This window comes from Pseudolysobacter antarcticus, from assembly GCF_004168365.1.
Taxonomy (GTDB): Bacteria; Pseudomonadota; Gammaproteobacteria; order Xanthomonadales; family Rhodanobacteraceae; genus Pseudolysobacter; species Pseudolysobacter antarcticus.
Genome location: NZ_CP035704.1, coordinates 1,226,521 through 1,250,366 on the forward strand (window position 1 = coordinate 1,226,521; position 23,846 = coordinate 1,250,366).

Below are 23,846 nucleotides of genomic sequence, written 5' to 3' on the forward strand. Positions count from 1 at the left end.
GAACTTATCGATCAATGCTCGTGCTCGTGGCCGTGATCATCATGGCCGTGTTCGTCGTGATGGTTGTCGTCATGATGCGGTGCCGGATGAGCGTCGTGATGCTCCTGTGGATTACCGCCAGGGCCGTTGTGTCCGGGCGGGTTGCCAACCGGCCCGTTGTGCCCATAGTTTTGCGGATGATTGATCACCACCGGATGTGATTCGTGTACCTGTGGGTGGTAGCCAGGATTGCCGGGATGGTAGCCCGGGCCTGAGTGATATCCCGGCCCGCTGTGATAGCCCGGGTTCGGGCCGACAAACACTGGTCGATTACCATGGCTCGATCCGACCCATCGCTCGCGATCGTGGTACCACGGACGTTGCCGATAATAACTGTCCCAATATGCGCCGAGGGCGAACGCGACGATCGGGATGCCGATGCGTGCGCCGTAATCGTGGACATACACGCGACGGTTTTCGTATTCGTATTGCACGTATTGTCCGGCGACCCAGCCGCGGTTGCCGTCGACGATCACATCACACCACGCATAACCATCGATACAGCCCTGGATATCCACGCCGATGCCCGCCGGCAAGACATCTACCGGTGGATAGTCGGTGTCCGGGCCGGATCGCAGATTCAGCGACGCAGTGATGAAACCGGGCGAGGCAGAAGCAATCAACGGCGCGCCAAAAGTCAGCGCAATAATCGCAATACAGAGCAAGCGTTTCATATCGTTTCTCCCTTTGTGTGCACCGATTTTATATACGCGCAAGTTCTACTCCCGTGAATGCGATAAATCCATCGCGACCGGGCGTTGCTAACAAGTCTTTACGTGTGTGCGGGTGGCGCGAAATGCGCTGATATCGGCGCGCTTCGGCGCGCTTCGGCGCGGCAAACGCGCATGTGAGTCAGCGCAAAAGAATGCTGTTTTGGCCCGCATCCGCGGCACCTGCGGCATCATGACGATCCGGCGGAATCGTCACTCGGGGTTTTTGCGCGCGCCGCGAGATCGCGGTAGGTGAGATACACACGCAGGTCGAATTCGAGCTGGTGGTAATCCGATTCCATGTATTCGCAGAGCTGATAAAACGCCTTGTTGTGATCGTGTTCTTTGAGGTGTGCAAGTTCGTGCACAACGATCATGCGTAGAAACTCGGGCGCGGTTTCCTTGAACAAGGCGGCGATGCGGATTTCTTTCTTGGCCTTGAGTTTGTTGCCCTGGATGCGCGAAACCGCTGTGTGCAAACCGAGCGCACGATGGGTGAGATCGAGCCGATTGTCGAACAGCACCTTGTCGATCGCCGGCGCGTTGCGCAGATGATCCTGCTTCAAGGTTTGCGTGTAGGCGTACAGCGCCTTGTCGTTTTGTACGGCATGGCGTGCCGGATATTTTTTGCCGAGATATTCGCCGAGCCGGTCCTGCGCAATCATCTCGCGCACCTTGTCCTGCACGCTGGCTGGATACGCGCCGAGGTACTTGAGCGGCGTCATGGAAGTACGAGGTCAGGTACGATCAGCGAACCGTCGGCGGGCTGGGCAATCAGCTCGCGGCCGCGAGGGTGAGCGGCTCGGATTGATACACACGACCGCGCAGCGAATTGGTCATCGCATGCGTAATCACGACATCGACGAATTGACCGATCATGCGCGGATCGCCTGGGAAATTCACGTAACGCATGTTCTCGGTACGACCACAAAGCTCGTTGCTGTCCTTGGTGCTGGTGCGTTCGACCAATACGTTCTGCACACTGCCGATCATGCTGCGCGAAATACGATCCGAGTTGGCGGTGATCGTGGTTTGCAGATGAGTTAGGCGCTGCTTTTTTTCTTCCTCGGGCGTGTCGTCGGCGAGATTCGCCGCCGGTGTGCCGGGACGTTTCGAGTAGATGAAACTGAAGCTCTGATCGAAACCGACATCGTCGATCAGCTTCATCGTCGCGGCGAAATCCTTTTCGGTTTCGCCTGGAAATCCGACGATGAAATCCGAAGAAATACTGATGTCAGGGCGCACCGCGCGCAACTTGCGCAGCTTGTGCTTGAACTCAAGTGAGGTGTAACCGCGCTTCATCGCCGCGAGGATGCGATCCGATCCGGACTGCACCGGCAGATGCAGATAATTCGCGAGCTTCGGTACGTTTGCATAAGCCTCGATCAGCGAGTCGGAAAACTCCAGCGGATGCGAGGTGGTGAAACGGATGCGGCCAATGCCGTCGAGTTGCGCGATGTAGTGGATCAGCAGCGCGAGGTCGGCGAATTCGCCATCGAACATCGGTCCGCGATAGGCGTTGACGTTTTGCCCGAGCAGATTGATTTCGCGCACACCCTGTTCAGCCAGTGCCGCGACTTCGGCCAGCACATCATCGAACGGGCGGCTGACTTCTTCGCCGCGCGTATATGGCACGACGCAAAATGCGCAATATTTCGAGCAGCCTTCCATGATCGAGACAAACGCGCTCGGCCCTTCTTTGCGCGGTGCCGGCAAGTGGTCGAATTTCTCGATCACCGGGAACGAAATATCGACCTGTGGCTGACCGCTCGCACGGCGCGCATCGATCATTTGCGGCAGACGGTGTAAGGTCTGCGGCCCGAATACGAGATCGACATACGGCGCACGCTCGACGATCGCCGCACCTTCCTGTGATGCCACACATCCGCCCACACCAATCACCAGATGCGGTTTGGCGAGTTTCAACTTGCGCCAGCGCCCGAGTTGCGAGAACACTTTTTCCTGGGCTTTTTCGCGGATCGAGCAAGTGTTGACCAGAATCACATCGGCATCGGCTTCGACATCGGTGACTTCCAGGCCATGCGCGGCGACCAGCACATCGACCATCTTGGCCGAGTCGTACTCGTTCATCTGGCAGCCGTGGGTTTTGACGAACAATTTGCCGGACATGGGCGTTTGCAGGAAAGCGAGACAGCCCAATAGTTTACGCGCCGCATCGGGCTGCGGCTAGCAAGCGCTCGTTGTGTGCGGCGATAAATGCGGAAAATCCGGCCAGAACCGTTGCGCCTGATCGCGGTCAATAACGCCACAAAACACCGCGGCGCTTGGCAAAAGGTTATATACGGTTGAAACTAGTACGCATTATGGCTTTTCTTTCCCCACGCATTGATGATCGCTGCCCACCGCGCAGCAGGCACGACGCGTTGCGTTGGGCGATCGGCGCGCTGCTTGGGTTAACGGTACACGGCGTTGCTCACGCCGGTGCGTTGTACAAATGCGTGAATGGCGAAGGCCAGATCGCCTATACCAACAAACCTGCGGGTCTCATCGACTGCGTGAAGCTGTCGAGCTTCGTCGATCCGCCGCCGCTGAAGACGCAGACGAAGTCGGCAGGTATCGATACTACCAAGGTCAGCAATCCGAATTATCGATCGGGACCTGGCGCGTCGCTGCCGGAAACTTTGCCGGCGCCGATCAATGCTGCAGTCAGCGCTACCGCGGCGGTGAGTCCTGCAAGCGCGACGCCGCTGGCGTCCGAGGTCAGTGTCAATCCTTGGCTGAAACCACCGGCGGCGGCAGCCACAGCTGCGACCGATTTCAAGGTGCAACGCGGCTCCGTTTACAAGGTTTCGCGCGCCAACGGCATCGTCGAATACACCAATGTCAAACCGCGCGATCACAGTCCGATCGAAGTGTTGTTCACTTATATCGCCACCTGCAGCGCCTGCGATGTGCATTCGCCGATCGACTGGAATCATACCGCGCTGAATCTGCTTGCTTATCACGATGAAGTAGTCACCGCGGCGCTGCAGTTCGGCGTGCCGGAAGCACTGTTGCGGGCGGTGATCCATGCCGAATCGGCATTCAATCCGAACGCATTGTCGTCCAAGGGTGCGCAAGGTTTGATGCAGCTGATGCCGGATACGGCAACCGATCTCGGCGTGGTCAATCCGTGGAATGCCGCGGAAAATATTCGCGGCGGGGCGCAGTATCTGGCGCAGTTGCTCAAGCACTTCAACGGCGATGAACGTCTCGCGGCGGCTGCGTACAACTCCGGCGAAGCGAACGTGCGCAAGTACGCAGGTGTGCCGCCATTCGATGAAACGCAGGTTTACGTCGAGCGCGTCGGCACCTTGCGGCAGCGTTATGCCGGTATGCCAGTGGCGGCGAATTAACCGCGAATTTTTTATCGAGCGGTTTCAAGTTCCCAAAAACAAAAACTCCCGGCCTTCGCAGACCGGGAGTTTTCTTTTGATCGATCAACCGATCCGCCTATTAGTGCGGCGGATCGGCCATCAAGCGTGACAGCTTACGGCGTGTACTTGCCGAGCAGGGTCACACCCGAGTAGGCAGCATACGCATTGAGCTTGATGTGATAGGTATTGCCCGCCGTCAGCGTGCAGCTTTCAGCATTGCCGGACACATACGGACGGCAGCTGTAGCTGGTCAGGGTCGGCGCGGCGCCTACCTGCACATACATGTCCGCATCACCCGTACCACCGGAGATCTTCACGGTCGCCGCGGTTGCACCCGCAGGAACGGTGAAGGTGTAATCGGCCGAGAGCACGCCGGTCGCACCGGACAAACCGGTCACGGCGACGTTGTTGCTCAGCACGTTACCGCCACCACCACCGCCACCAGCGGTGTACTTGCCAACCAGGCTCACACCGGAATAAGCGGCATACGCATTGAGCTTGATGTGGTAGGTATTGCCCGCGGTCAGCGTGCAGCTCTCCGCATTGCCCGAGACATACGGACGGCAGCTGTAGCTGGTCAGGGTCGGTGCTGCACCGTTCTGCACATACATGTCGGCATCACCGGTACCACCGGAAATGGCTACGGTGGCTGCAGTGGCGCCAGCAGGAACGGTGAAGGTGTAATCGGCCGAGAGCACACCGGTCGCACCGGACAAACCGGTCACGGCGACGTTGTTGACCAACACATTACCGCCGCCACCGCCCGCCGCGTTCACGGTCAGCGCGAGGCTGGTCGTGTGCGAGAGCGAACCGGAAGTACCGGTGATGGTGATGGTGGCCGGACCCGTGGTCGCCGTGGCGCTGGCGGTCAAGGTCAGGGTGCTGGTGCTGGTGGTGCTAGCTGGGCTGAACGACGCGGTCACGCCAGAAGGCAGGCCTGAAGCGGTCAGGGCGACGCTACCGGTGAAGCCACCGGAATCGGTCACGCTGATGGTGCTCGTGGCGTTGGCGCCCTGGGTCACGCTGGCGCTGCCGGGGGCATCGGACAGGGTGAAATCCGGAGTAGCGGTGCCACCGATGTGGTTGATCGCCGTGTTCAGGATGATGCTGCCACGACCGCTGGCAAGGTCATAACCTACCGCTGCGGTGGAGCCGCCATTATTGCCCGAGGTAACGTCATGGAAATCCGACGCTGGCAGGTTATAGATCAACGGTCCGGCGAAGCCGACTGCCGTACCCTTGACCGCAATGACGCGCGCCCACATGCCGGCAAAGATCGGTGCAGCGAGACTTGTGCCGCCGATTTGCTGGGTCGCACCGCTGACGATGACCTTCGAACCGGAGTTCGGATCAGCATCAAATGCGATGTCGGCCACGCCGCGACGCGGACCGGTCCACAGCGTCTGCCAGCTTGGCTTCGGCTCGTAGGTGCTCTGGCTGCCACCGCTACCGCTCCAGACGGTTTCGCTGCTCCAGGTCGACGTCGATGCGTTCAACGTCGTACCGGCTGCGGCGATTACGTACTGCGAGTTGGCCGGATTGCTTGGTGTTGTGCCGCCATTGCCGCACTCGTCAGCACCGGAGTCACCGGTCGAGATCGAGAAGGTCTGGCCCTGCGCCACGCCTTGCGCAAACAACTGGTCGTCAGCGGCTGCCGAACCATCGCTCTGCGCGTCGGTTTCGCATTCGCCGAGCGACATGTTGATGATCTTGGTCGCGTTGGCCGATACCACTGTATTGATGTCGGCGGTGAGGTTGGCGTTCGACAAGGTCGGGATGTTGTAGAAAATGATTTTGCCGATCTGACCGCCGGCCATGCCGACGATGTCCTGGCTATCCAGGCTCCATTCGCCGAGGCCGCTGACGTCCGTGCTGGTGCCGTTGGTGTTGATCGTCTGGGTGGTGACCGTGGCCAGGCCATTGTTCGACGTGAAGGTATTCAGATCGGTAATGGTCTGGGTGATCTTGCCCTGGGTGATGATGCCGACGGTGACGCCAGCGCCAGTGGCCACGCCCGTGCCGCCATAGATTGCCGAGAACTCGGTCGGGAAGTGACCGGTCACGGAAAGTGGCTGCGGACCCGGCAGGGCCTTCATCATCGTGTGCGCCTGATGCACGGTCTGCAGACCCAGCACGGCCAGAACGGTGTCCTGCAACGCGGCCGGAATGCGAACGGCATCGGTATTGGCGAATGCATCGCGACCATCAGCGGTACGCACACGAGCGAACGAGGTCGCAAACGCGGCTTGGGCGATGTCGGCGCTGCCGTCCGCCGAGACCAGCAGGCGATTCGGTGCCACCACGATGTTCTTGAAACCAGCGCTGGCGAGGAAGTCGACGACTTGCTGCACCTTGTCTTCGGTCGGGGCGTGATTGGCAACGAACTCTTCGCTGCTCATCACGCTGGATTGCGTGAGCAAGCGGTTCGGATGGGCGGCGGCTGCCACAAAGGTATCGAGCTGAGCGCGGTTGCGTACTTTCAGAGCGACTTCGATGTGCATCGGTGCGGTGAACGGCAACAGACCGTTGACGACATCGCCGTTGCGCAGCGATGTGGCGCTGGCGAGGGTCGCTACGCTGTTGCTACCCAGCGAAGCGAGGCCGTTGTCGCTGGCGCTTGCCGAAGAAGAGGCGAGTGCCGCAATGACGGTGGATACAAGGATGGATTGAGTCAGAACAGACGCCTTGCGGCGCAGGATTGCGAGTTTTGAAATTGACACGAAATTACCTCCAACGAGTTGGTGTAAATGGGATACCGCGTATGCGGTTCCAGTGTTTTATTTCTGTATTTCTAGTTTTCCCTGTTTGGCTTGCACTGTTGCACGCTCAGCCTTTCCCCAAAGGGCGAGCGCATCATTCGTAATTACGGTAGCTGCGGCGCGGAGTATTCACAAAGAACAAATCGGGCGCTGCTAATGCACTTTGAGCTAAACTTGAAGCCGCTTTAACTCTGAGCGCGGCGGAGCGTAACAGCGGTTTTTCTGACGGTCAAGCGAGCAAGTGCCATAAGTCATTGATACTTTTCGCGATATATTGCGGCGCATCATTAATTTAATTTAAGACTCAGCGATAAATATAATCCGTTTCGTCTGAAACCATTCGAGCGGGTACGGATCAGGACACTGATTCAAAGAGAAAAAAATCTACGAAGATTGCGGTAATTTGTGCCCCGAAACTTGCCGTAAAAAGAAATTTGCGTGCATTTGCACACGGCTTTTCGGCGTGATTTATTTACATTACGCCTAGCTGATGCAAGCCAAAAAAAGCGCTGAGTTATATATCGCGCATTTAAATAGTTTGTTTGATAAATAACATGACGGATGTTTCGATCCTCAAGCCTATTTTTCCGGAAGGCCAAGCTCCAGTCTGATCCAGCGAAGCCAGCGAACGCGGCGCGACATGTGATGCGAAATGTTCCGTCAAAAAAACGCGCGGCAAAAACCGGCGCCGATGCTCATGCAGGTTTGACAATGTTGTTCCGGGCAGAGATTGAGCATGCTTCCGGCGAATGGAATATCAGCCAACGAAGCGCAATATCTCGAGCGTTCGCATCAAACATTCAATCGCCCGATGTGGCAGTGCTGAAGACGTGGTATTCGCTGCGCACGTAGAACTGCGCGCTAGGCGCGAGACACGCGCTGCGTAAAGTTGGAGAAGAGGTCTTTCGCGTGGACTGCCGACGGCAGCCCGACGTTCGATCATCCGCCTGCAGGCGCACTCACTGCTGGGCGCTGCATCAGCGTGAGTTCGGCGCTGAATGGAATGCCGCCCTCATGCAGGCCCTCGATCTTGATCTTCGTGCCGGGGGCAATATGCGCTTCGCGATTGCGCAGTTCATTCTGACCGACTATCGGTTCATCGTTGAGCTTGAGCAGGATGTCGTGCACGCGCAGGCCGGCTTTGACCGCCGGACCGTCGGCATACATGTCGACCACATCGACACCGCTCGCCGCTGCGGGCAGCCCACTATTGATCGGCACTTTTACATCATCGTATTCGATGCCGAGCCAGCCGCGGATCACGCGACCATTGGCGATGATCTGGTCGAGCACCCATTTTGCCGTTGTCACGGGGATGGCAAAACCGAAACCTTCAGCGCCGCCGTTCTGGCGGAATACGGCGGTATTGATGCCGATCAGTTCACCGTAGGCGTTCACCAGCGCCCCACCCGAATTGCCGCTGTTGATCGCCGCATCAGTCTGGATGAAATCCTCGTAGGGATTTTGCACAAGTTGGCGACCCGTCGCGCTGACGATTCCCATCGTCACGGTTTTGCCGAAGCCGAACGGATTGCCGATCGCCAGAGCGACGTCGCCGACATTGGCTGGCGCCTGATCCGCAATAACGATCGCTGGCAGATTCGAGGCATCTATTTTCAGCACCGCAAGATCGGTATCTGTATCCGTGCCTATCACATGCGCCTGTGCAACACGTCCGTCGTACAGTAATACTTGGATGTCATCGGCGTCGGCGATGACATGGTTGTTGGTCAGTACATAACCGTCCGCGCGGAAGATCACGCCGGAACCAAGACTGCGCTGGCGACCTTTCTCGATCGGTCCGACCACGCCGCCGCCAAACATACGCTGGATCTGCGGGCTGATGTAACCGCGTCGGATCGGAACCACTTTATTCGCATAAATATTCACCACGCTTGGCGCGGCATGGCTGACGGCATCGGCGTACGACGCGCGCCCGCCATCATCTGTAGACGACTGCGGATTCCTGCTGTTATGCGCCCGCGTTGCATCGGCCTGCGCGGATGTTGCGGCGGCGACGTTCGCAGATTGCGCCGAGGTCACTGGCTTTGTGCCTAGCCTGCCGCGAACTTGCTCGGCCGCATTTGGCCAGAACTGGTTGACTACATACGCCAACGCGAGTCCGAGGACGATGAATTGCAGCAGAAAGAGGGCGGTTCGAACGGGTGCTTTCATTGAACTCTCGAGTGACAATATTTCTGCAGTCGTGCCCAACGCATAGTAGCGAAAGCGCGCACCAGTTTCGCCGCAGGTCAGCAGCGCCAGTCTGAGCGCGCATCATAATTCGTTGTGCGTCGCGGTGCGCTTCGTTAAACTATCACGATTTTTCGGGGGTTCACTCCCGTTCCTTTTTCTCAATGTTGATCATGCGGAGAGCCGGATGGCGAACGAAGGCGTGAATCATGGCCGTCGCCGCTTCCTTACTGCCACGACTGCGGTCGTGGGTGGTGTTGGAGCGATTACTGCGGCTGTGCCTTTTCTCAAGTACTGGGAGCCAAGCGCAAAGGCCAAACTGGCCGGTGCACCGGTGACACAGGATATTTCCAAACTGGAAATGGGCCAGATGCTCATCACCGAATGGCGTGGCTCACCGATTTTCATCGTGCGCCGAACCAAGGAACAACTTGCGGTGTTGCCGAGCCTGGACGCGTTGTTGCGCGATCCGAAATCGGAAAACACCTCACAGCAACCGGCATTTGCGCAGAACGAATTTCGTTCGCATAAAGAGCACCCCGAATTGCTGGTGCTGGTCGGCGTCTGCACCCATCTGGGCTGTTCGCCGAAGTACGTCGGTGAACTCACTCCCGAGCCGTTCGACCCGAATTGGAAGGGCGGATTTTTCTGCCCGTGCCACAAGTCGCGCTACGACATGTCCGGTCGCGTTTTCCAGGGCGTGCCCGCGCCGGCCAACCTGCCGGTGCCGCCGTATCGTGTGGTCAGCGACACACAGATCGTCATTGGCGTAAATCCTGAAGGAGCTGCGTAATGGCTGGCGTTCCCCAAACTCCCTACAAGCCGAGCAATAAGATGCTGGCCTGGGTCGAAGACCGTTTGCCGATCGGCAGTTTCCTGTCATCGCATACCAGCGGTTATTACGCGCCGAAGAACTTCAACATCTGGTATTACTTCGGCTCGCTCGCACTGCTCGTGCTGGTCAACCAGATTCTGACCGGCATCTTCCTCACGATGAACTACAAGCCGGGCGCGGCCACCGCGTTCGACTCGGTCGAGTTCATCATGCGCGACGTCGACTGGGGCTGGCTGATCCGCTACATGCACGAGATCGGCGCCTCGATGTTCTTCATCGTGGTGTATCTGCACATGTTCCGCGGCCTGATGTACGGCTCGTTCAAGAAACCGCGCGAACTGGTGTGGATCCTCGGCATGCTGATCTACCTCACGCTGATGGCCGAGGCGTTCATGGGCTACGTGTTGCCGTGGGGCCAGATGTCGTTCTGGGGCGCCAAGGTGATCATCTCGCTGTTCGGCACGATCCCATTCATCGGCGATCATCTCGTGCAGTGGATCATGGGCGATTACATTCCGGGCGATGCAACGGTCAATCGTTTCTTCGCGCTGCACGTGATCGCGCTGCCGCTGGTGCTGTTGTTGCTGGTGGTGTTGCATCTGGCAGCTTTGCACGAAGTCGGTTCGAACAATCCTGATGGCGTCGAGATCAAGGAGAAAAAAGATGCGAATGGCCTGCCGCTCGACGGCATTCCGTTCCATCCTTATTACACCGTCAAGGATTTGTTCGGCACGGGATTCTTCTTGCTGATCTGCGCATTCTTCCTGTTCTTCGAACCGACCGTTGGCGGTATTTTCCTCGAGCACGACAACTTCATCGAGGCCAATCGTCTGGTGACGCCGGAGCACATCAAGCCGGTCTGGTACTTCACGCCGTATTACGCGATGTTGCGTGTCGTGCCGTCGTATTTCGGTACGGCAATCTGGGGCGTGCTGGTGATGTTCGGTGCGATCGTGATGTTGTTCCTCGTGCCGTGGCTGGACAAGAGCCCGGTCAAGTCGATCCGTTATCGTGGCTGGATGACACGTACCGCGCTTGCGGTTCTCGTGGTCTGTTTTGTCTGGCTGGCGAAGATCGGTTCGGGGCCGGGCACGGATCCGAGCGAAGTCATCATCGGGCGACTTCTGACTATTCTTTATTACGGAGTGTTCGTGCTCATGCCGATCTATTCGCGCATCGATGCGACCAAGCCGGTTCCGGATCGGGTGACCACGCATGATTAAGCACGCCATGACCAAGTTCGGTCTGATTGTTCTGACCGCGGCGCTCGCTGTGGGTACTGCGTATGCGGAAGAAGGCGAGGGGTTGCTGGCATCGAATTCCAGCGTTGGCAATATCGCTAGCCTGCAACGCGGCGCGCAGACCTTCTTCAACTACTGCTCGGGCTGTCACTCGCTAAAGTACATGCGTTATTCGCGCATTGCCGAAGACCTGAATCTGTCGGAAGAGATGGTGACGAAAAACCTGATCTTCACCGACGCCAAGATCGGCGAGCCGGCGATGGCGACGATCAAGGCTAAGGATGCCGAGAACTGGTTCGGCAAGGCACCGCCGGATCTGTCGCTGGAAGCGCGCGCGAAAAGCCCGGATTGGATTTACACCTACCTGAAATCGTTCTACGTCGATCCGTCGCGCCCGGTGGGCTGGAACAATACGCTGTTCCCTGGCGCCTCGATGCCGAATGTGTTGTGGGAATTGCAGGGTGTACAGACCGCCGAGTTGGCACCGGCCAAGCCCGGCGAAGATGCGCATATCGAGAAACTCGTATTGTCGAAACCCGGCAAGCTTTCGCCGCAGCAATACGATGAAACCATCCGCGATCTGTCCTCGTTTCTGCAGTATGTCGGTGAGCCGGCGGCGATGAAGCGCGAAGCGGTCGGCGTGTGGGTGGTGCTGTTCCTCGCGTTCTTCACCTTCATCGCCTGGCTGCTCAAGACCGAATACTGGAAAGATGTGCATTGAGTGCAACGATCGTGACGGTTATCCGCGATTGAGCAGTTGATAAACACAGTCGCATCGTAATTCCTCGACAAACCCTTGCATCGCTGCAGGGGTTTGTCGTTTTCGGAATCCGGATTTCCGCCGGCCCGCCATCGTGCTGCCGGCATCGTCGGCAATCGCCTGCTCACCCGATGTTTGCTGTAGGCTATGAACACCGGCGTTTGCGTAGTAGATTCGCGAGGCAGGAAGCAGCAATCGCGCGGCTTTCCGGCGACCGCGACGGGGACGCAGAGGATCTGCCCATGGCTGTAAGTCAACGTTCACGCACCGTACTCACGCTGTATTCCTCGCGCGATTGTGTCTCTTGTCACCGTGTTCGGCTGGTGCTCGCCGCGAAAGGCGTGATCTATGATCTGATCGCGGTCAATCCACTGAGCCCGCCGGAAGATCTGCTGGACCTGAATCCGTACAACTCCGTGCCGACACTGGTCGATCGTGACCTCGTTTTGTACGACACTGGCGTGATTTGCGAATACCTGGATGAGCGCTATCCACATCCGCCGTTGATGGCTGTGGATCCGCTGGCGCGGGCGCGGTTGCGGCTGGCGATTGTGCGCATCGAACGCGACTGGCTAGCCTACGTGCCACAGATCAAGGCGGGCGGACGTCCTGCCGACACTGCGCGCAAGCGCTTGCGCGAGGCGCTGATCGCCAGCGTGCCGTTGTTCAAGGCAGCGAAATTCTTTTTGAGTGCGGAAATGAGTCTGACCGATTGCGCCCTGGCACCGCTAATCTGGCGCCTGCCAGATTTGGGCGTAGTATTGCCACGCGAGGCGCTGGTTATCAATGAGTACGGCGATCGCATTTTTCGCAATCCCGGTTTTACGCGCAGCCTGACCGTTGAAGAAAAGGCGTTGCGTCCGGCGTGATTCGTGGCGTACGCAGGACTGCGACATTTTCCGGTTGATCCGCATGACGGCTCCTGCGGTAAACTTGCGGCTACGCACGAGTCCCACGCAAAAAACTACGCGAGCTCATGCAAAAATCCGTCAGCCCGAGTTTTCCATGTCCGAACCTGCAATGAGTTCCAATCGCTCGTATTTGCTGCGTGCAATGTACGAATGGATCAGCGATAACGGACTCACGCCGTATTTGCTGGTAGACGCCAACGCCCCTGCGGTACGTGTGCCGCGCGGTGTGGTCAAGGACGGCCGAGTAGTGCTGAATGTCGCTGCCCGCGCCGTTACCCAGCTCGATCTCGGTCGCGAGTATGTGCGTTTTCTCGCGCGTTTCGGCGGTGTGAGCCAGGTCGTGGAGGTGCCGATGGGTGCGCTGCTGGCGATCTATGCGCAGGAAAACGGGCAAGGCATGATGTTTCCCGCGGAGGATGGCTCCGCTCCGCCACCGATTCCGGAAACCGAGCCACCGCCCGCAAAAAAAGGCCCGAGCTTGCGTGTGGTGAAATAGCCCGCGTTTGTCTCAGTGCAAGGCGTCCGGTACGGCATGCGCCACGGGCAGACTGTACGAATCCAGGCGTTGCCCAATCATGGTTAGGCGCCCTTGGCGGCGGTCGGCGCCATCCGTGCTTAGCTCGAAGTTGTAACTGCGACGCCACGCCAGCCAGCCGGTTTCGTCACGACGGATCGCCATGCGATGCAACGCCACCGTCTGGTCGAGCAATTGCACGTTGCCGCGCTCGCATAATTGCAGGCAAAACCCGCGTGCGCGCTCATGCGCCTTTAGTGCATCAAGCCAGAATGCGGCGGCCAAACCGAGGATAAGTAATGGAATCAGGGAATCGAGCATGATCCTGGTTTTTGGGGTGATAGATGGCGAACTCAAGCGCGCGCATTTCGCACTATAATCTTTTGCGCTTGCGAGCAGGGGCTGGTGCGAAAACATCGCCGCTGCGAGGCTTCGGACGTTTTGCAATGATGTCCTTCGTCGATCACTCGCAAGCTGGCATGTCGAGCGAATTTCGCGAACGCGGGTCGGCTATGGCAGAATTCCCGGAATTCAGCCGTGCGGAATTTGCACGAACGCAATTGATCGGTATGCTGCCGATGACTACTGCAGCTTTTTGAGGGAACGGTAATGAAGCTGATATTTCCCAACGGCGAACATGCTTCGCTGAATCTTGCGCAAGGCGTTACTCTGGTAGGTAGCGATGCTGCGTGCCAATTGCGCTTGAGCGGCGTCGGTATTGCGGCAAGGCACTGCGAAGTCCATATGCATGCCGCTGAAGTGCAGATCGTGCCGGCCGATACGAGCGCCGTGACCTTGATCAATGGTCAGCCGCTGAGCAAAGCGAACGCGCTGAAACAAGGCGATCTACTGCAGTTCTCGAAGATCGCGTGTCGCGTGATGGGGCAGGATGCTGCGCCCGTGCACGCTGCAACGCGCGACTCCGTTGACGATACCGGCCACACACGCGTACGCATGGCATTGCCCAAATTAATGCTGCGCGGTGTTTCCGGCCCGACGTTCGGCAAGACATTTCCTGTGTCCGGCAGCATGACCATGGGGCGTCAAGCCGATTGTGATATCTGCATCACGAGCGACGCGATTTCACGCCACCACGCGCGCTTGCAACTGACGCCGGCCGGTGTGCTGGTGGAAGATCTCGGTTCGGCCAACGGTACCTACATCAACGACAAACCCGTGCAAGGCAGCGTGCCGATGCAAGCCGGCGATGAGCTGCGTCTGGATACGGTGCGCTTTCAATTGCAGGATGCTCATGCGGCAACTTCTAGCGCATCGGCCGCAGCAGTCAAACCAGCCGCGGCCAAGTCAAATGCGATCATCTGGATCGTCGCCGGCGCGGTAGTGGTAGCTATCGGAATATTTCTGGTGGTGCGTCAGTCTGGTGTGCTCTAAGCCGTTCTGCAACGGCTTGATCAGCGCTTCATTGTTGGACGCTCGACGGCGCTGATTCTGGCGAAGCGAGCGCAGTATTTTGGCTACGCGTGTTGAAACTCGATACGCATCGACAGATCGATTGCGCGCAGATGTTTGGTCAGCGCGCCGATCGAGATGAAGTCGACGCCGGTCTCTGCAATCGCGCGTAATCGAGTCAGATCAACGCTGCCGGAAACTTCCAGTGGCACGCGACCAGCGACCCGTTTTACTGCCTCACGCAAATCCTCTGCGCTGAATTCGTCGAGCATGATGCGATCGACGTTCGCGTGCAGCGCCTGATCCAGTTCATCAAGTGACTCGACCTCCACTTCGAGCATCAATGCGGGATGTGCGGCGCGTGCCTGGCGCACTGCCGCGTCGAGCGAACCTGCGGCGGCAATGTGATTTTCCTTGATCAACATGGCGTCGTACAAACCGATGCGGTGATTGCTCGCGCCACCGCAGCGCACCGCATATTTCTGCGCCAAACGCAGGCCGGGTAAGGTTTTGCGTGTATCCAGCAAAGTCGCATGGGTGCCGCCGACTGCAGCTACATATCGCGCCGTAGTGGTTGCGGTGCCGGACAAGGTCTGCAGAAAATTCAATGCACAACGTTCCGCACTGACCAGCGCACGCGCTTTGCCGCGGATCATGCAGAGGCGTGTATTTTTTTCCACATGCATGCCGTCGTGAACGAGCCACTCGATTGTGACCTCAGGATCGAGCGCGATAAAACACGCCTCAAACCATGCACAACCTGCGATTACGGCAGATTCGCGGGTAATCACAAAAGCATCCGCCATCAAATCCGCCGGCAGCAACTCGGCAGTTGCGTCGCCGCTGCCAATATCTTCGGCAAGCGCGTGCAGTACATCGCGCTGGATCAATTCAATCGCAGGCGCAAGCAGTTCAGTTTGGTCGGACATCGATACTTTCACGAACAAAAAAATTATCGCGCTTCAAGCGAGATCAGCATTGGCGGACACAGATACCAGACGCACAATACGACATTGGGCTTTTGATATGCGTTGCGCAAACTCAGGTGGCGACGGGCGGGGCTGCCTTGAGTCGTTCCGCGATGGCACCGAGTGCGCGATCAAACAACGGCACATCGTCCATCAGCGTGGCATCACCCGATTCAAGCTCGCGAGCGAGAATATCGGCTGTCTTGTCGGCCACTTTCAGGCCTTTGTTATTGACGAACAGATAACGACCGCTGATCGGGCTGATCCACGAAAGTTTCGCGCGTTCCTGGTTGCCCGTTTCGGAATCTTCGAACTGCAGCCACGTGCCTACTTTCATGCTGCGCACGCGTTGCATGAATTCGTTGTCGGACGATGTTTCGGCACGAGTCTCGACGCTGCTGATGGCGGCGGCAAGTGTTGCGTCCATCTGTGGCAACGGGAATTCTTCAGGCGCTGCATCTTCGGAAAAATCTTCGCCCGAAATTTGCGCTGCCGCAGAATCGTGAGAGACAACAGGGCTGCGTTGGCTCGAAAATTCGTGAGGATCCATCGCCTGAACCGATCGGCTCTCCGCCACAGGTTTTGCGATGAGTGCACGTGCGTGAAGTTTGCGCAAATCCTCGATCACGCGGCGCATATCGCTCTCGTGATACGCAACTGTGGTCAGGCCATTGCGCAGCGTGTTTTCGAGGCTCGGCAGCAACATCTTCAAACGCAGTCGATCGTCGATGCCGGGCTTGGGCGAAACGCTCCAGATCAGGTCGTCCATGAAACGCAGCGCCGATTGCCACTCGGCAGACGCTTCGCCATGACGCACGAAAATCAGGGTCAGGAAATTGCCCCATGGGCGCGCGAGCACATGCCGCACCAGATCGGGCAATGCCGGATCTTCCAGGCGCAGGCGAATTTCGCGCGCCGCACTGATACGCGCGAGACTGAGTTTTTCGCGACCGCGTGCGGCCTCCGTGACACGTTGTTCGGTCAGATCGATGCGACGCTTCTGACTACTCGTGAAACCGACGAAATCGCGGTGCAAGCGCTCGAAAATACCGACGTCGTCGTCGAAATTATGCAGCAACTCATTGACCGTATGCTTGACCTGTTCGAACAGACGCTGATCGGTGTCGCTGTCCGGACTCCAGCCCACGCTGGCTTCCGCCATGGCATCGAGCAGGCGCCGTGCCGGGTGGGCTTTTTGTGCGAACAGGTGCCGATCCAGCAATGCCACTTTGAGATATGGAATCTGCAGACGCGACAACAGAGCCTGCATTTCCGATGGCAGATTGCGATCCTGCACGATGAACTCGAACAGCATGCCGACCAGGTCGATCGTATCTTCGTCGGCGTGCGATACGTTTTGGGTTTCGGCGCTGAATTTGTTCAGCTGGCCGAGCAACTCCTGCTTGACCTGTTGTACTTGCCCCATTGTCGCCATCGGCGTGGCGGCGGCCTGTGCCTGTTGTTGCGCAGCGATCGTTTGGTGCTGCAGTAGACTAAGCGCATTCAACAGTTCGTGCGCCTGCGGCACATGCGTGGGCATGCCGAGTTGTTGCGTCGGCATGTAGGTGTTGGCGGCATACTCCGGCGCGTTAGGTGTATGTCGGCTGGCGAGTAACTGGCGTAGGGTCTGGTAAATTTCCGATTGCAACTGCGCATTGACGGCGGCTGCGGGATCGGCCATCGGCGCTTGCTGCTGGGCGAAATCCTGCGGATAACCGCCTTGATCCTGACGCAACGTCGGATTGCCATATTGGTCGTTGGTATTTTGTTGCATACCAGCGTTGTTCATGCCGCGTGTCTGCGCGACGAACGGTGTTTGCGGCAATACGCCGGCCTTGATCAGCAGCGCGTTGACCTCGTCGTACAAAGGCTCGAGTCCGCCGAGCACAAACCGTTCGAACAGCTTGAACACGATAAGTTTGACCGCCACCGTGATCTCGAACTCCTGAACGGCAATGCGAAAGGCGTGGCACAAGGGCGCGGGGCCAATCGGATTACTCGCGTCTTCGACCTTGGTGCCGGCGCGAATCACCGAGAGGCGTTGATTTAGTCCGTACAACCCGCGTGCGAAACGGCTTTCGGCCTTGGCAATCATGCTGTTGATCGCCAGCGATTCTTCCAGCTCGCAGTCGTCCAGCAAGGCTAGTCCGATCGGTGCGGAGTTCGACATCGTGTCGGCGCGCACTGCCTGGAGTTTTCCAGAAGCAAAATCGTTGAACAGGTTGCTCAGTTGTTCCTGGAACAGGCGATCGACCAGCTGGCGTTTCTTGCGCACTTCGCGCATGCCATCGAAATAATGATTCTGCACACTATTGTTCTCAGCCTTTTCGGCGAGATCAAACAGCGCGTCATCGAGATTTTCGAACAGGGTGCCAAGCAGTCCGCCGATACGTTTCAAGGCAGCGGTGCGAGCCGTCTTCAGCAATTCGCCGAGGCGATCAGTCTCCGACGCATGTAACCCCTGACGGAGCTGCAGATCGATTACTTTGCCGGATTCAATCGGTGTGGCCATACTCGTTATATGCCTGTAAGGCTTGAGTCTGAATCAAGTCGTACCCACCCCGCACGACTTCCCAGTGATGATAAGAACATTTTCAAACGTGTATTTTCTGTGAACTTGTAAGCATTATGGCGTATGAGGTCACTTGTTGACCATACGCGTCAGTATCTATACCGGAAAGTTTTGCATTTGAATAGTGCCAATTGCCTCATCTGCGAGCATCACCGGAATATCGTCGTCAACGCGATAAATCAGCCGACCATCGGTAGTGATCAATGCAGCGGTGAAAGGTTGCGTAACCCCAACGCCGGCTGTGGTTTGGATGTCGCCGGCGCGGATGCCCGCATTCAGCAGGTCCAGTTGCGCCTTGCTTGCGGGCTTGACTGGCTGTTTCGATACCGGGCAACAGAGGATGTCTAGAAGTCGTTTGTCCATAACAGTGCGCTTGGTAAAAGTCTGCGACTACAATAGCGTTTTTGGGGCGAGCTGACCATGAATGTTGCCGCGAGTATTGCCGACAGCACGACCGTATCCCGTTCGCCGCTGGTCGGTGTAGTGATGGGCTCCCGTTCCGACTGGGAAACCATGCAACACACCGCCGAGATGCTACAGCGCTTAAATGTCGCGCATGAGACAAGAGTCGTCTCGGCGCATCGCACGCCCGATCTGTTGTTCCAGTATGCCGAGCAGGCGGCTGCGCGCGGCATTCGCGTCATCATCGCCGGCGCCGGTGGCGCTGCGCATTTGCCGGGCATGCTTGCGGCGAAAACTCAATTGCCGATCCTCGGCGTGCCGGTGCAGTCGCATGCATTGAACGGCATGGATTCGCTGCTCTCGATCGTGCAGATGCCGGCCGGCATTCCGGTCGCAACGCTCGCCATCGGCAAGGCCGGCGCGATCAATGCGGCGTTGCTCGCGGCCAGTATTCTCGCCTTGAACGATGCCACGCTGGCCAAGGCGCTGGCGCAGTTTCGCGCCGAACAAACCGCGCAGGTTTTGGCCAAGCCGGAACCCTCGCAACCGTGAGTACCGTCGGCATTCTTGGCGGCGGGCAACTCGCGCGCATGCTGGCATTGGCCGGTGCGCCACTCGGACTGCAATTTCTGGTGGTGGATAACGAGCCTAGCGCATGCGCGAGCCAGGTCGCGCCGTTGCTGCGGGCGGATTATCGCGATTTCGTGGCGCTCGAGGAATTTGCCAAACGCATCGATGTGGCGACCTTCGATTTCGAAAACGTCCCGGCCGAAACCGCTCAGTGGCTGACAGAACACACGCGCGTGTTTCCGAATCCGCGCGCGCTCGCGGTGGCGCAGGATCGGCTCGAAGAAAAAACCTTGTTCCATTCGCTCGGATTGGAAACGCCGGCGTTCGCTGCGGTCGATAGTCGAATCGATATCGAAACTGCCGTTGCCAAAGTCGGCTTTCCGGCCGTGCTCAAAACCCGACGTCTCGGTTACGACGGCAAAGGTCAATATCGTTTGCGCAGCGCGGCCGATCTCGATCCAGCGTGGGCCGCGCTCGGCGGCGTGCCGCTGATTCTGGAGGCGTGGATTGCGTTTGAACGCGAGGTTTCAGTGATCGCGGTGCGTGCGCAGGATGGCGAATTCCGCACCTATCCGCTGACGCAGAACTGGCATGCCGATGGAATTTTATCGATGAGTCTGGCGCCCGCGCCGCAGGTCGAAAATCTCAGCGCTAGCGCATTTGCGCATGCACGTGCAGTTGCTGAAAAACTCGATTACGTCGGTGTGTTCGCGCTCGAACTTTTTGTCGTCGACGGCAAATTGCTCGGCAACGAAATGGCGCCGCGCGTGCACAACTCCGGTCACTGGACGATCGAAGGCACCGCCTGCAGCCAGTTCGAGAATCACGTGCGCGCGGTGCTCGGATTACCGCTCGGTGATACCACGGCGATCGGCAGCAGCGTGATGTTCAACTGGATCGGCAGCTTACCCGACGCACGGCCAGTGCTCGCCGAATCGCGCGCGCATTGGCATGACTACGGCAAGACCTCGCGCGCCGGGCGCAAGGTCGGTCACGCTACTTTGTGCGCGGCCGATAACATTGAAATGAGTAGGCGCCTGGCCCGAGTTGCGCGCGCGCTTGATCGCGAAGCACAAGCCGCACCGGTGCTCGAAGCGCTGCAACGCTGAAACAAAAAAGGCCACCTCGAAAGGTGGCCTTTGCGGTTCATGGAGTGCTGCAGATCGACGCTTATTTCAGCGCGCTGGCCGCGAATTCCCAGTTCACCAGATTCCAGAACGCCTCCAGATATTTCGGACGGGCGTTGCGGTAATCGATGTAATACGCATGCTCCCAGACATCGCAAGTCAGCAGCGGTGTATCCGGTCCGGTGATCGGCGTAGCCGCGTTGCTCGTGCTTACGATGCCGAGGCTGCCATCGGCACGCTGTACCAGCCATGCCCAGCCGGAACCGAACGTGCCGACCGCGGCTTTGGTGAATTGATCCTTGAACTCGGCGAACGAACCGAATGCCTTGCTGATCGCATCGGCGAGTTTGCCGGTCGGCTCACCGCCGCCATTGGGCGACAGGCTGTGCCAGTAGAAGGTGTGGTTCCAGATTTGCGCGGCGTTGTTGAACATGCCGCCTTGCGATTTCTTGATGATCGCTTCGAGATCGAGATTTTCGAACTCGGTGCCCTTGATCAGATTATTCAGATTGGTCACATAGGTTTGATGATGCTTGCCGTAGTGAAAATCCAGGGTTTCCGCAGAAATATTCGGTGCCAGTGCATCGCGTGCATAAGGTAGTGGGGGAAGTTCGATCGCCATGAGCGAAATCTCCTGTGCCGTTGGGCGCATGAGTTTAACAGCAAGCGATGTTCGATTCGGGTGATGGCCGCGCGTAATGTTGCAATTGGCGCGGACTGTTACCATATACGGCGTTGCGCCTTGGGCGCGAATCTTTGTATCGAGGACGTTATGGACGTAGTGGAACAGATCAAGACCACGGTGGAAACGAATCCGATCGTGTTGTTCATGAAAGGCACGCCGCAATTTCCGATGTGCGGTTTTTCCAGTCGCACCAGTCAAGTGTTGAAAGCCGTCGGCGCGCAATTCCATTCCGTGAACGTGTTGGAAAATCCGGAGATCCGCGCGAACCTGCCGCGTTATTCGAACTGGCCGACCTTTCCGCAATTGTTCATCAACGGCGAGCTGATCGGCGGCTGCGATATCGCAGTCGAGTTGTACGAGCAGGGCGAGCTCGAGCGCATGGTCAAGGAAATGCAGAAAGCGTAATGGCAGTGTTGCCGATCCGTACGTTGCCGCCCGATTTCGCGCCGCAACCGCACAGCCTGAAAGATCGGGTCGTGCTGATTACCGGCGCCACCGGCGGTCTCGGCCGGACCAGCTCACTTGCGGCTGCGCAAGCTGGCGCGCGCGTGATCCTGCTCGCGCGCAAAGTGCCGCTACTGGAAAAGCTCTACGACGAAATCCTAGCGCTGGGGCAGGCCGAGCCCGCGATTTATCCGCTGAGTCTGGAAGGCGCGACACCGCGCGATTATGAGACGCTAGCTGATACTCTCAAGGCCGAATATGGCCGTCTCGATGGCATCGTGCATGCGGCCGCGCATCTGGCCGGATTGATGCCCGCCGCCGAGATCAAGCCCGAAGAATGGATGCGCACGCTGCATGTCAATCTCAGCGCGCCGTATCTGCTGACGCAAGCGTGCCAGCCGCTGCTCGCGCGCGCCGACGATGCGAGTGTGGTGTTTGTGCTGGATGATCCGGCCCGCAGCAGTCGTGCATTCTGGGGCGGCTACGGTGTCGCCAAGGCAGGGCTGGAAAGTCTGGTTTCGATCCTGCATCAGGAATGGGAAAACGGCCCGATCCGTGTCCATGCCTTGTTGCCTGCGCCGATGCGCACCGCGCTGCGGCGCATGGCGTATTTCGGTGAAAACACGATGCGCATCGCCACACCGCAAATCGCCGCGGAGTCGGTGGTCTATCTGCTCAGTCCGGTGGCGCTGCAACTGCGCGGGCAGATTCTGGATCTGCGCAAGAGTGATGCCGCGCTAAAACAGCAAGACGCGTAACGCGTTTTCGCGGTTACACTGCGCGTTCGACACGCGGCTTATATCGAGGGGATCATGGATACCATTTCTGCCGGCATCCTGCTGTTTCTGATCATGGATCCGCTCGGCAACATTCCGTTGTTCCTGAGCCTGCTGAAAAACGTCGCACCGGAACGTCGGCGCAAAGTTCTCGTGCGCGAATTGCTGATCGCGCTCGTCGTGCTGTTCGCGTTTTTGCTCGGCGGCAGTTACGTGCTGAAGGCGCTGCAGCTGAAGCAGGAGTCGGTCAGCATCGCCGGTGGCATCGTGCTGTTCCTGATCGGCATCAAGATGGTTTTTCCACCGCGTGAAGGCGGGATCTTCGGTGGTGAAGTGGGTGTCGAGCCCTTCATCGTGCCGATGGCGATTCCCGCCGTGGCCGGTCCGTCGACGATGGCCGCGCTGATGCTGCTGACCAACTCTTATCCGGGCCGCACCGTGGATTGGAGCATCGCGTTGTTCCTGTCGTGGCTGGCGACCTCGGTGATTCTTTATTCATCAACGTATCTGTATCGCCTGCTCGGTCAGAGCGTGTTGATCGCGCTCGAACGTTTGATGGGCATGTTGCTGGTAGCGCTTTCGGTACAGATGTTCCTCGACGGCGTGCGCTCCTATCTGCATGGCTGATCGCTACGCACGCGACGGAAAATCACTGAGCGGCGTTTCTTGAATCGATTCACCACCTTGCTGTAACACAGACCCGCTAGCGTGCTTTCCTTCAACACGGAGAGCACGACATGATCAGCGTCGAACGCAGTTTCCTCGAAAAATTTCCGCGCCTGGCGCAAGGCCGCGCGCGTGCATTTTCGCAGCCGGTGATCGAGCTGTTGCGGCGCATCGCGTGCGAGGAACGCATCAATCGCATGCTCGCGGATATCGCGCCGCTGACCGGCTTCGATTTCATCGAACGTGTGCTCGATTACCTCCATGTCAGCTACAGCGTGGCGAATACCGATCGCGAGAATATTCCGGTCGATGGCCGGGTCGTGATCGTGGCTAATCATCCGCTTGGCGCGCTCGATGCGATGGCGCTGCTGCAACTGGTCGGCTCGGTGCGGCGCGATGTGCGCATCCTCGCCAACGACGTATTGCTGCAGTTCGGTCAGTTCGACAATCTGCTTTTGCCGGTGAATGTATTTGGCGCCGAAGGCAGTTCGAGCGGACGCCTGCGCGAGGCATATCGCGCGCTTGATCGCGAGCAGGCGCTGATCGTGTTTCCGGCCGGTGAAGTATCGCGCATGGGGCGCAAGGCGTGCGCGATTCGGCGTGGTCGACGGGATTCGTGCGCCTGGCGTGCAAGATGCTCGCGCCGGTTTTGCCGGTGCATATCGCGGCTTCGAACTCGCCGGTATTTTACGGCGCGTCGATGCTGGCGAAACCGCTGGCTACGCTGTTGCTGGCGCGCGAAGTATTCGGCGCGATGCGGGCGCGGATCGGTTTCAGTTTGGGCGCGACGGTGTCGGCGGCAGAGCTCGAACGCAGCGGATTGCCGTCGGAACTGGTAGCGCAACATATGCGCCGCCATGTTTATCGGCTGCCAAAACGCCGGCCCA

Annotated in this window: 24 protein-coding genes; 14 read left to right on the plus strand and 10 right to left on the minus strand. The window is 58.3% G+C overall.

Features of this window, described 5'->3' with window-relative positions; all coding sequences use genetic code 11:
- Positions 1-11: 11 nt before the first annotated feature.
- The 3 genes from ELE36_RS05185 to miaB all read right to left on the minus strand — a co-directional run bounded on the left by ELE36_RS05185 (position 12) and on the right by miaB (position 2,879).
- Entirely contained in the window at positions 12-713 is a 702-nt protein-coding gene (locus tag ELE36_RS05185) for an SH3 domain-containing protein (protein WP_129832071.1), read from the minus strand.
- A gap of 227 nt (positions 714-940) precedes the next feature.
- Positions 941-1,474 carry a M48 family metallopeptidase gene (locus tag ELE36_RS05190; protein WP_129832072.1) on the minus strand — a complete coding sequence of 178 codons (534 nt, stop codon included), beginning with the start codon at positions 1,472-1,474 and terminating at the stop codon, positions 941-943.
- 49 nt (positions 1,475-1,523) lie between these two features.
- Positions 1,524-2,879, minus strand: coding sequence for a tRNA (N6-isopentenyl adenosine(37)-C2)-methylthiotransferase MiaB (gene miaB / locus ELE36_RS05195; protein ID WP_129832073.1), 1,356 nt, complete (start codon positions 2,877-2,879; stop codon positions 1,524-1,526).
- A gap of 194 nt (positions 2,880-3,073) precedes the next feature.
- On the opposite strand from miaB, the gene ELE36_RS05200 reads away from it, so the two are divergent.
- Positions 3,074-4,105 (plus strand): lytic transglycosylase domain-containing protein, encoded by a 1,032-nt coding sequence (locus tag ELE36_RS05200; RefSeq protein WP_129832074.1) that lies wholly within the window; start codon positions 3,074-3,076, stop codon positions 4,103-4,105.
- Between the two features lie 134 nt (positions 4,106-4,239).
- Here ELE36_RS05200 and ELE36_RS05205 read toward each other — a convergent pair whose 3' ends face one another.
- Both ELE36_RS05205 and ELE36_RS05210 read right to left on the minus strand, forming a co-directional pair.
- Positions 4,240-6,846, minus strand: a complete 2,607-nt coding sequence (locus ELE36_RS05205) for a pre-peptidase C-terminal domain-containing protein (protein WP_277987064.1) — start codon at positions 6,844-6,846, stop codon at positions 4,240-4,242.
- A 978-nt stretch (positions 6,847-7,824) separates the two neighbouring features.
- Entirely contained in the window at positions 7,825-9,060 is a 1,236-nt protein-coding gene (locus ELE36_RS05210; protein ID WP_129832075.1) for a S1C family serine protease, read from the minus strand.
- 205 nt (positions 9,061-9,265) lie between these two features.
- Here ELE36_RS05210 and petA point away from each other — a divergent pair, with 205 nt between their 5' ends.
- From petA to ELE36_RS05235, 5 genes are all read left to right on the plus strand, one after another.
- Positions 9,266-9,871: a ubiquinol-cytochrome c reductase iron-sulfur subunit gene (petA, locus tag ELE36_RS05215; RefSeq protein WP_129832076.1), complete on the plus strand. Its 606-nt coding sequence runs from the start codon at positions 9,266-9,268 to the stop codon at positions 9,869-9,871.
- Positions 9,872-9,912: 41 nt separating this feature from the next.
- Complete coding sequence (locus ELE36_RS05220) at positions 9,913-11,136, plus strand: cytochrome b (protein WP_129836631.1); 1,224 nt, start codon at positions 9,913-9,915, stop codon at positions 11,134-11,136.
- Positions 11,129-11,875: a cytochrome c1 gene (locus tag ELE36_RS05225; RefSeq protein WP_425480891.1), complete on the plus strand. Its 747-nt coding sequence runs from the start codon at positions 11,129-11,131 to the stop codon at positions 11,873-11,875. Before ELE36_RS05220 ends, ELE36_RS05225 begins: the two co-directional genes overlap by 8 nt.
- Positions 11,876-12,156: 281 nt before the next feature.
- The gene (locus ELE36_RS05230; protein ID WP_129832077.1) at positions 12,157-12,783 is read left to right on the plus strand and encodes a glutathione S-transferase N-terminal domain-containing protein; all 627 of its coding nucleotides are present in this window, start codon (positions 12,157-12,159) and stop codon (positions 12,781-12,783) included.
- 136 nt (positions 12,784-12,919) lie between these two features.
- The gene (locus ELE36_RS05235) at positions 12,920-13,321 is read left to right on the plus strand and encodes a ClpXP protease specificity-enhancing factor (RefSeq protein ID WP_129832078.1); all 402 of its coding nucleotides are present in this window, start codon (positions 12,920-12,922) and stop codon (positions 13,319-13,321) included.
- A gap of 12 nt (positions 13,322-13,333) precedes the next feature.
- Here the strand turns inward: ELE36_RS05235 and ELE36_RS05240 are convergent, their stop codons facing one another.
- Positions 13,334-13,660 (minus strand): DUF3301 domain-containing protein, encoded by a 327-nt coding sequence (locus ELE36_RS05240; RefSeq protein ID WP_129832079.1) that lies wholly within the window; start codon positions 13,658-13,660, stop codon positions 13,334-13,336.
- 128 nt (positions 13,661-13,788) lie between these two features.
- On the opposite strand from ELE36_RS05240, the gene ELE36_RS20280 reads away from it, so the two are divergent.
- Together ELE36_RS20280 and ELE36_RS05245 are read left to right on the plus strand one after the other, a co-directional pair.
- On the plus strand, positions 13,789-13,938 hold the full coding sequence (locus ELE36_RS20280) for a hypothetical protein (protein ID WP_165371486.1): 150 nt from the start codon (positions 13,789-13,791) through the stop codon (positions 13,936-13,938).
- A 10-nt stretch (positions 13,939-13,948) separates the two neighbouring features.
- Entirely contained in the window at positions 13,949-14,731 is a 783-nt protein-coding gene (locus ELE36_RS05245; RefSeq protein ID WP_129832080.1) for an FHA domain-containing protein, read from the plus strand.
- A gap of 83 nt (positions 14,732-14,814) precedes the next feature.
- Here ELE36_RS05245 and nadC read toward each other — a convergent pair whose 3' ends face one another.
- The 3 genes from nadC to ELE36_RS05260 form a co-directional block, all read right to left on the minus strand.
- On the minus strand, positions 14,815-15,678 hold the full coding sequence (nadC, locus tag ELE36_RS05250; protein ID WP_129832081.1) for a carboxylating nicotinate-nucleotide diphosphorylase: 864 nt from the start codon (positions 15,676-15,678) through the stop codon (positions 14,815-14,817).
- Between the two features lie 112 nt (positions 15,679-15,790).
- Positions 15,791-18,229 (minus strand): DUF1631 domain-containing protein, encoded by a 2,439-nt coding sequence (locus ELE36_RS05255; protein ID WP_129832082.1) that lies wholly within the window; start codon positions 18,227-18,229, stop codon positions 15,791-15,793.
- Between the two features lie 156 nt (positions 18,230-18,385).
- Positions 18,386-18,652: a Trm112 family protein gene (locus ELE36_RS05260; RefSeq protein ID WP_129832083.1), complete on the minus strand. Its 267-nt coding sequence runs from the start codon at positions 18,650-18,652 to the stop codon at positions 18,386-18,388.
- Positions 18,653-18,709: 57 nt separating this feature from the next.
- On the opposite strand from ELE36_RS05260, the gene purE reads away from it, so the two are divergent.
- Positions 18,710-19,243, plus strand: a complete 534-nt coding sequence (purE, locus tag ELE36_RS05265; RefSeq protein ID WP_129832084.1) for a 5-(carboxyamino)imidazole ribonucleotide mutase — start codon at positions 18,710-18,712, stop codon at positions 19,241-19,243.
- A complete protein-coding gene (locus ELE36_RS05270) occupies positions 19,240-20,370 on the plus strand; it encodes a 5-(carboxyamino)imidazole ribonucleotide synthase (protein ID WP_129832085.1) in 1,131 nt (376 codons plus the stop codon). The genes purE and ELE36_RS05270 overlap by 4 nt, the downstream gene beginning before the upstream one ends.
- A 61-nt stretch (positions 20,371-20,431) precedes the next feature.
- On the opposite strand, the gene sodB is transcribed toward ELE36_RS05270, so the two are convergent.
- Positions 20,432-21,010: a superoxide dismutase [Fe] gene (gene sodB / locus ELE36_RS05275; RefSeq protein ID WP_129832086.1), complete on the minus strand. Its 579-nt coding sequence runs from the start codon at positions 21,008-21,010 to the stop codon at positions 20,432-20,434.
- 150 nt (positions 21,011-21,160) lie between these two features.
- Here sodB and grxD point away from each other — a divergent pair, with 150 nt between their 5' ends.
- The 4 genes from grxD (at position 21,161) to ELE36_RS21065 (ending at position 23,798) form a co-directional block, all read left to right on the plus strand.
- Positions 21,161-21,478, plus strand: coding sequence for a Grx4 family monothiol glutaredoxin (gene grxD, locus ELE36_RS05280; RefSeq protein ID WP_129832087.1), 318 nt, complete (start codon positions 21,161-21,163; stop codon positions 21,476-21,478).
- Positions 21,478-22,275 carry an SDR family NAD(P)-dependent oxidoreductase gene (locus ELE36_RS05285; RefSeq protein WP_129832088.1) on the plus strand — a complete coding sequence of 266 codons (798 nt, stop codon included), beginning with the start codon at positions 21,478-21,480 and terminating at the stop codon, positions 22,273-22,275. Before grxD ends, ELE36_RS05285 begins: the two co-directional genes overlap by 1 nt.
- 54 nt (positions 22,276-22,329) lie before the next feature.
- Positions 22,330-22,920 (plus strand): YhgN family NAAT transporter, encoded by a 591-nt coding sequence (locus tag ELE36_RS05290; protein ID WP_129832089.1) that lies wholly within the window; start codon positions 22,330-22,332, stop codon positions 22,918-22,920.
- Between the two features lie 110 nt (positions 22,921-23,030).
- Positions 23,031-23,798, plus strand: coding sequence for a GNAT family N-acetyltransferase (locus ELE36_RS21065; protein WP_340642626.1), 768 nt, complete (start codon positions 23,031-23,033; stop codon positions 23,796-23,798).
- Positions 23,799-23,846 lie beyond the last annotated feature (48 nt).

What these genes read in the sequence shown, in the direction of transcription:
- ELE36_RS05185 (WP_129832071.1), bottom strand. Translation starts at nt 713, where the DNA reads ATGAAACGCTTGCTCTGTATTGCGATTATTGCGCTGACTTTTGGCGCG.
- ELE36_RS05190 (WP_129832072.1), bottom strand. Translation starts at nt 1,474, where the DNA reads ATGACGCCGCTCAAGTACCTCGGCGCGTATCCAGCCAGCGTGCAGGAC.
- miaB (WP_129832073.1), bottom strand. Translation starts at nt 2,879, where the DNA reads ATGTCCGGCAAATTGTTCGTCAAAACCCACGGCTGCCAGATGAACGAG.
- ELE36_RS05200 (WP_129832074.1), top strand. Translation starts at nt 3,074, where the DNA reads ATGGCTTTTCTTTCCCCACGCATTGATGATCGCTGCCCACCGCGCAGC.
- ELE36_RS05210 (WP_129832075.1), bottom strand. Translation starts at nt 9,060, where the DNA reads ATGAAAGCACCCGTTCGAACCGCCCTCTTTCTGCTGCAATTCATCGTC.
- petA (WP_129832076.1), top strand. Translation starts at nt 9,266, where the DNA reads ATGGCGAACGAAGGCGTGAATCATGGCCGTCGCCGCTTCCTTACTGCC.
- ELE36_RS05220 (WP_129836631.1), top strand. Translation starts at nt 9,913, where the DNA reads ATGCTGGCCTGGGTCGAAGACCGTTTGCCGATCGGCAGTTTCCTGTCA.
- ELE36_RS05225 (WP_425480891.1), top strand. Translation starts at nt 11,129, where the DNA reads ATGATTAAGCACGCCATGACCAAGTTCGGTCTGATTGTTCTGACCGCG.
- ELE36_RS05230 (WP_129832077.1), top strand. Translation starts at nt 12,157, where the DNA reads ATGGCTGTAAGTCAACGTTCACGCACCGTACTCACGCTGTATTCCTCG.
- ELE36_RS05235 (WP_129832078.1), top strand. Translation starts at nt 12,920, where the DNA reads ATGTCCGAACCTGCAATGAGTTCCAATCGCTCGTATTTGCTGCGTGCA.
- ELE36_RS05240 (WP_129832079.1), bottom strand. Translation starts at nt 13,660, where the DNA reads ATGCTCGATTCCCTGATTCCATTACTTATCCTCGGTTTGGCCGCCGCA.
- ELE36_RS20280 (WP_165371486.1), top strand. Translation starts at nt 13,789, where the DNA reads ATGTCCTTCGTCGATCACTCGCAAGCTGGCATGTCGAGCGAATTTCGC.
- ELE36_RS05245 (WP_129832080.1), top strand. Translation starts at nt 13,949, where the DNA reads ATGAAGCTGATATTTCCCAACGGCGAACATGCTTCGCTGAATCTTGCG.
- nadC (WP_129832081.1), bottom strand. Translation starts at nt 15,678, where the DNA reads ATGTCCGACCAAACTGAACTGCTTGCGCCTGCGATTGAATTGATCCAG.
- ELE36_RS05255 (WP_129832082.1), bottom strand. Translation starts at nt 18,229, where the DNA reads ATGGCCACACCGATTGAATCCGGCAAAGTAATCGATCTGCAGCTCCGT.
- ELE36_RS05260 (WP_129832083.1), bottom strand. Translation starts at nt 18,652, where the DNA reads ATGGACAAACGACTTCTAGACATCCTCTGTTGCCCGGTATCGAAACAG.
- purE (WP_129832084.1), top strand. Translation starts at nt 18,710, where the DNA reads ATGAATGTTGCCGCGAGTATTGCCGACAGCACGACCGTATCCCGTTCG.
- sodB (WP_129832086.1), bottom strand. Translation starts at nt 21,010, where the DNA reads ATGGCGATCGAACTTCCCCCACTACCTTATGCACGCGATGCACTGGCA.
- grxD (WP_129832087.1), top strand. Translation starts at nt 21,161, where the DNA reads ATGGACGTAGTGGAACAGATCAAGACCACGGTGGAAACGAATCCGATC.
- ELE36_RS05285 (WP_129832088.1), top strand. Translation starts at nt 21,478, where the DNA reads ATGGCAGTGTTGCCGATCCGTACGTTGCCGCCCGATTTCGCGCCGCAA.
- ELE36_RS05290 (WP_129832089.1), top strand. Translation starts at nt 22,330, where the DNA reads ATGGATACCATTTCTGCCGGCATCCTGCTGTTTCTGATCATGGATCCG.
- ELE36_RS21065 (WP_340642626.1), top strand. Translation starts at nt 23,031, where the DNA reads ATGATCAGCGTCGAACGCAGTTTCCTCGAAAAATTTCCGCGCCTGGCG.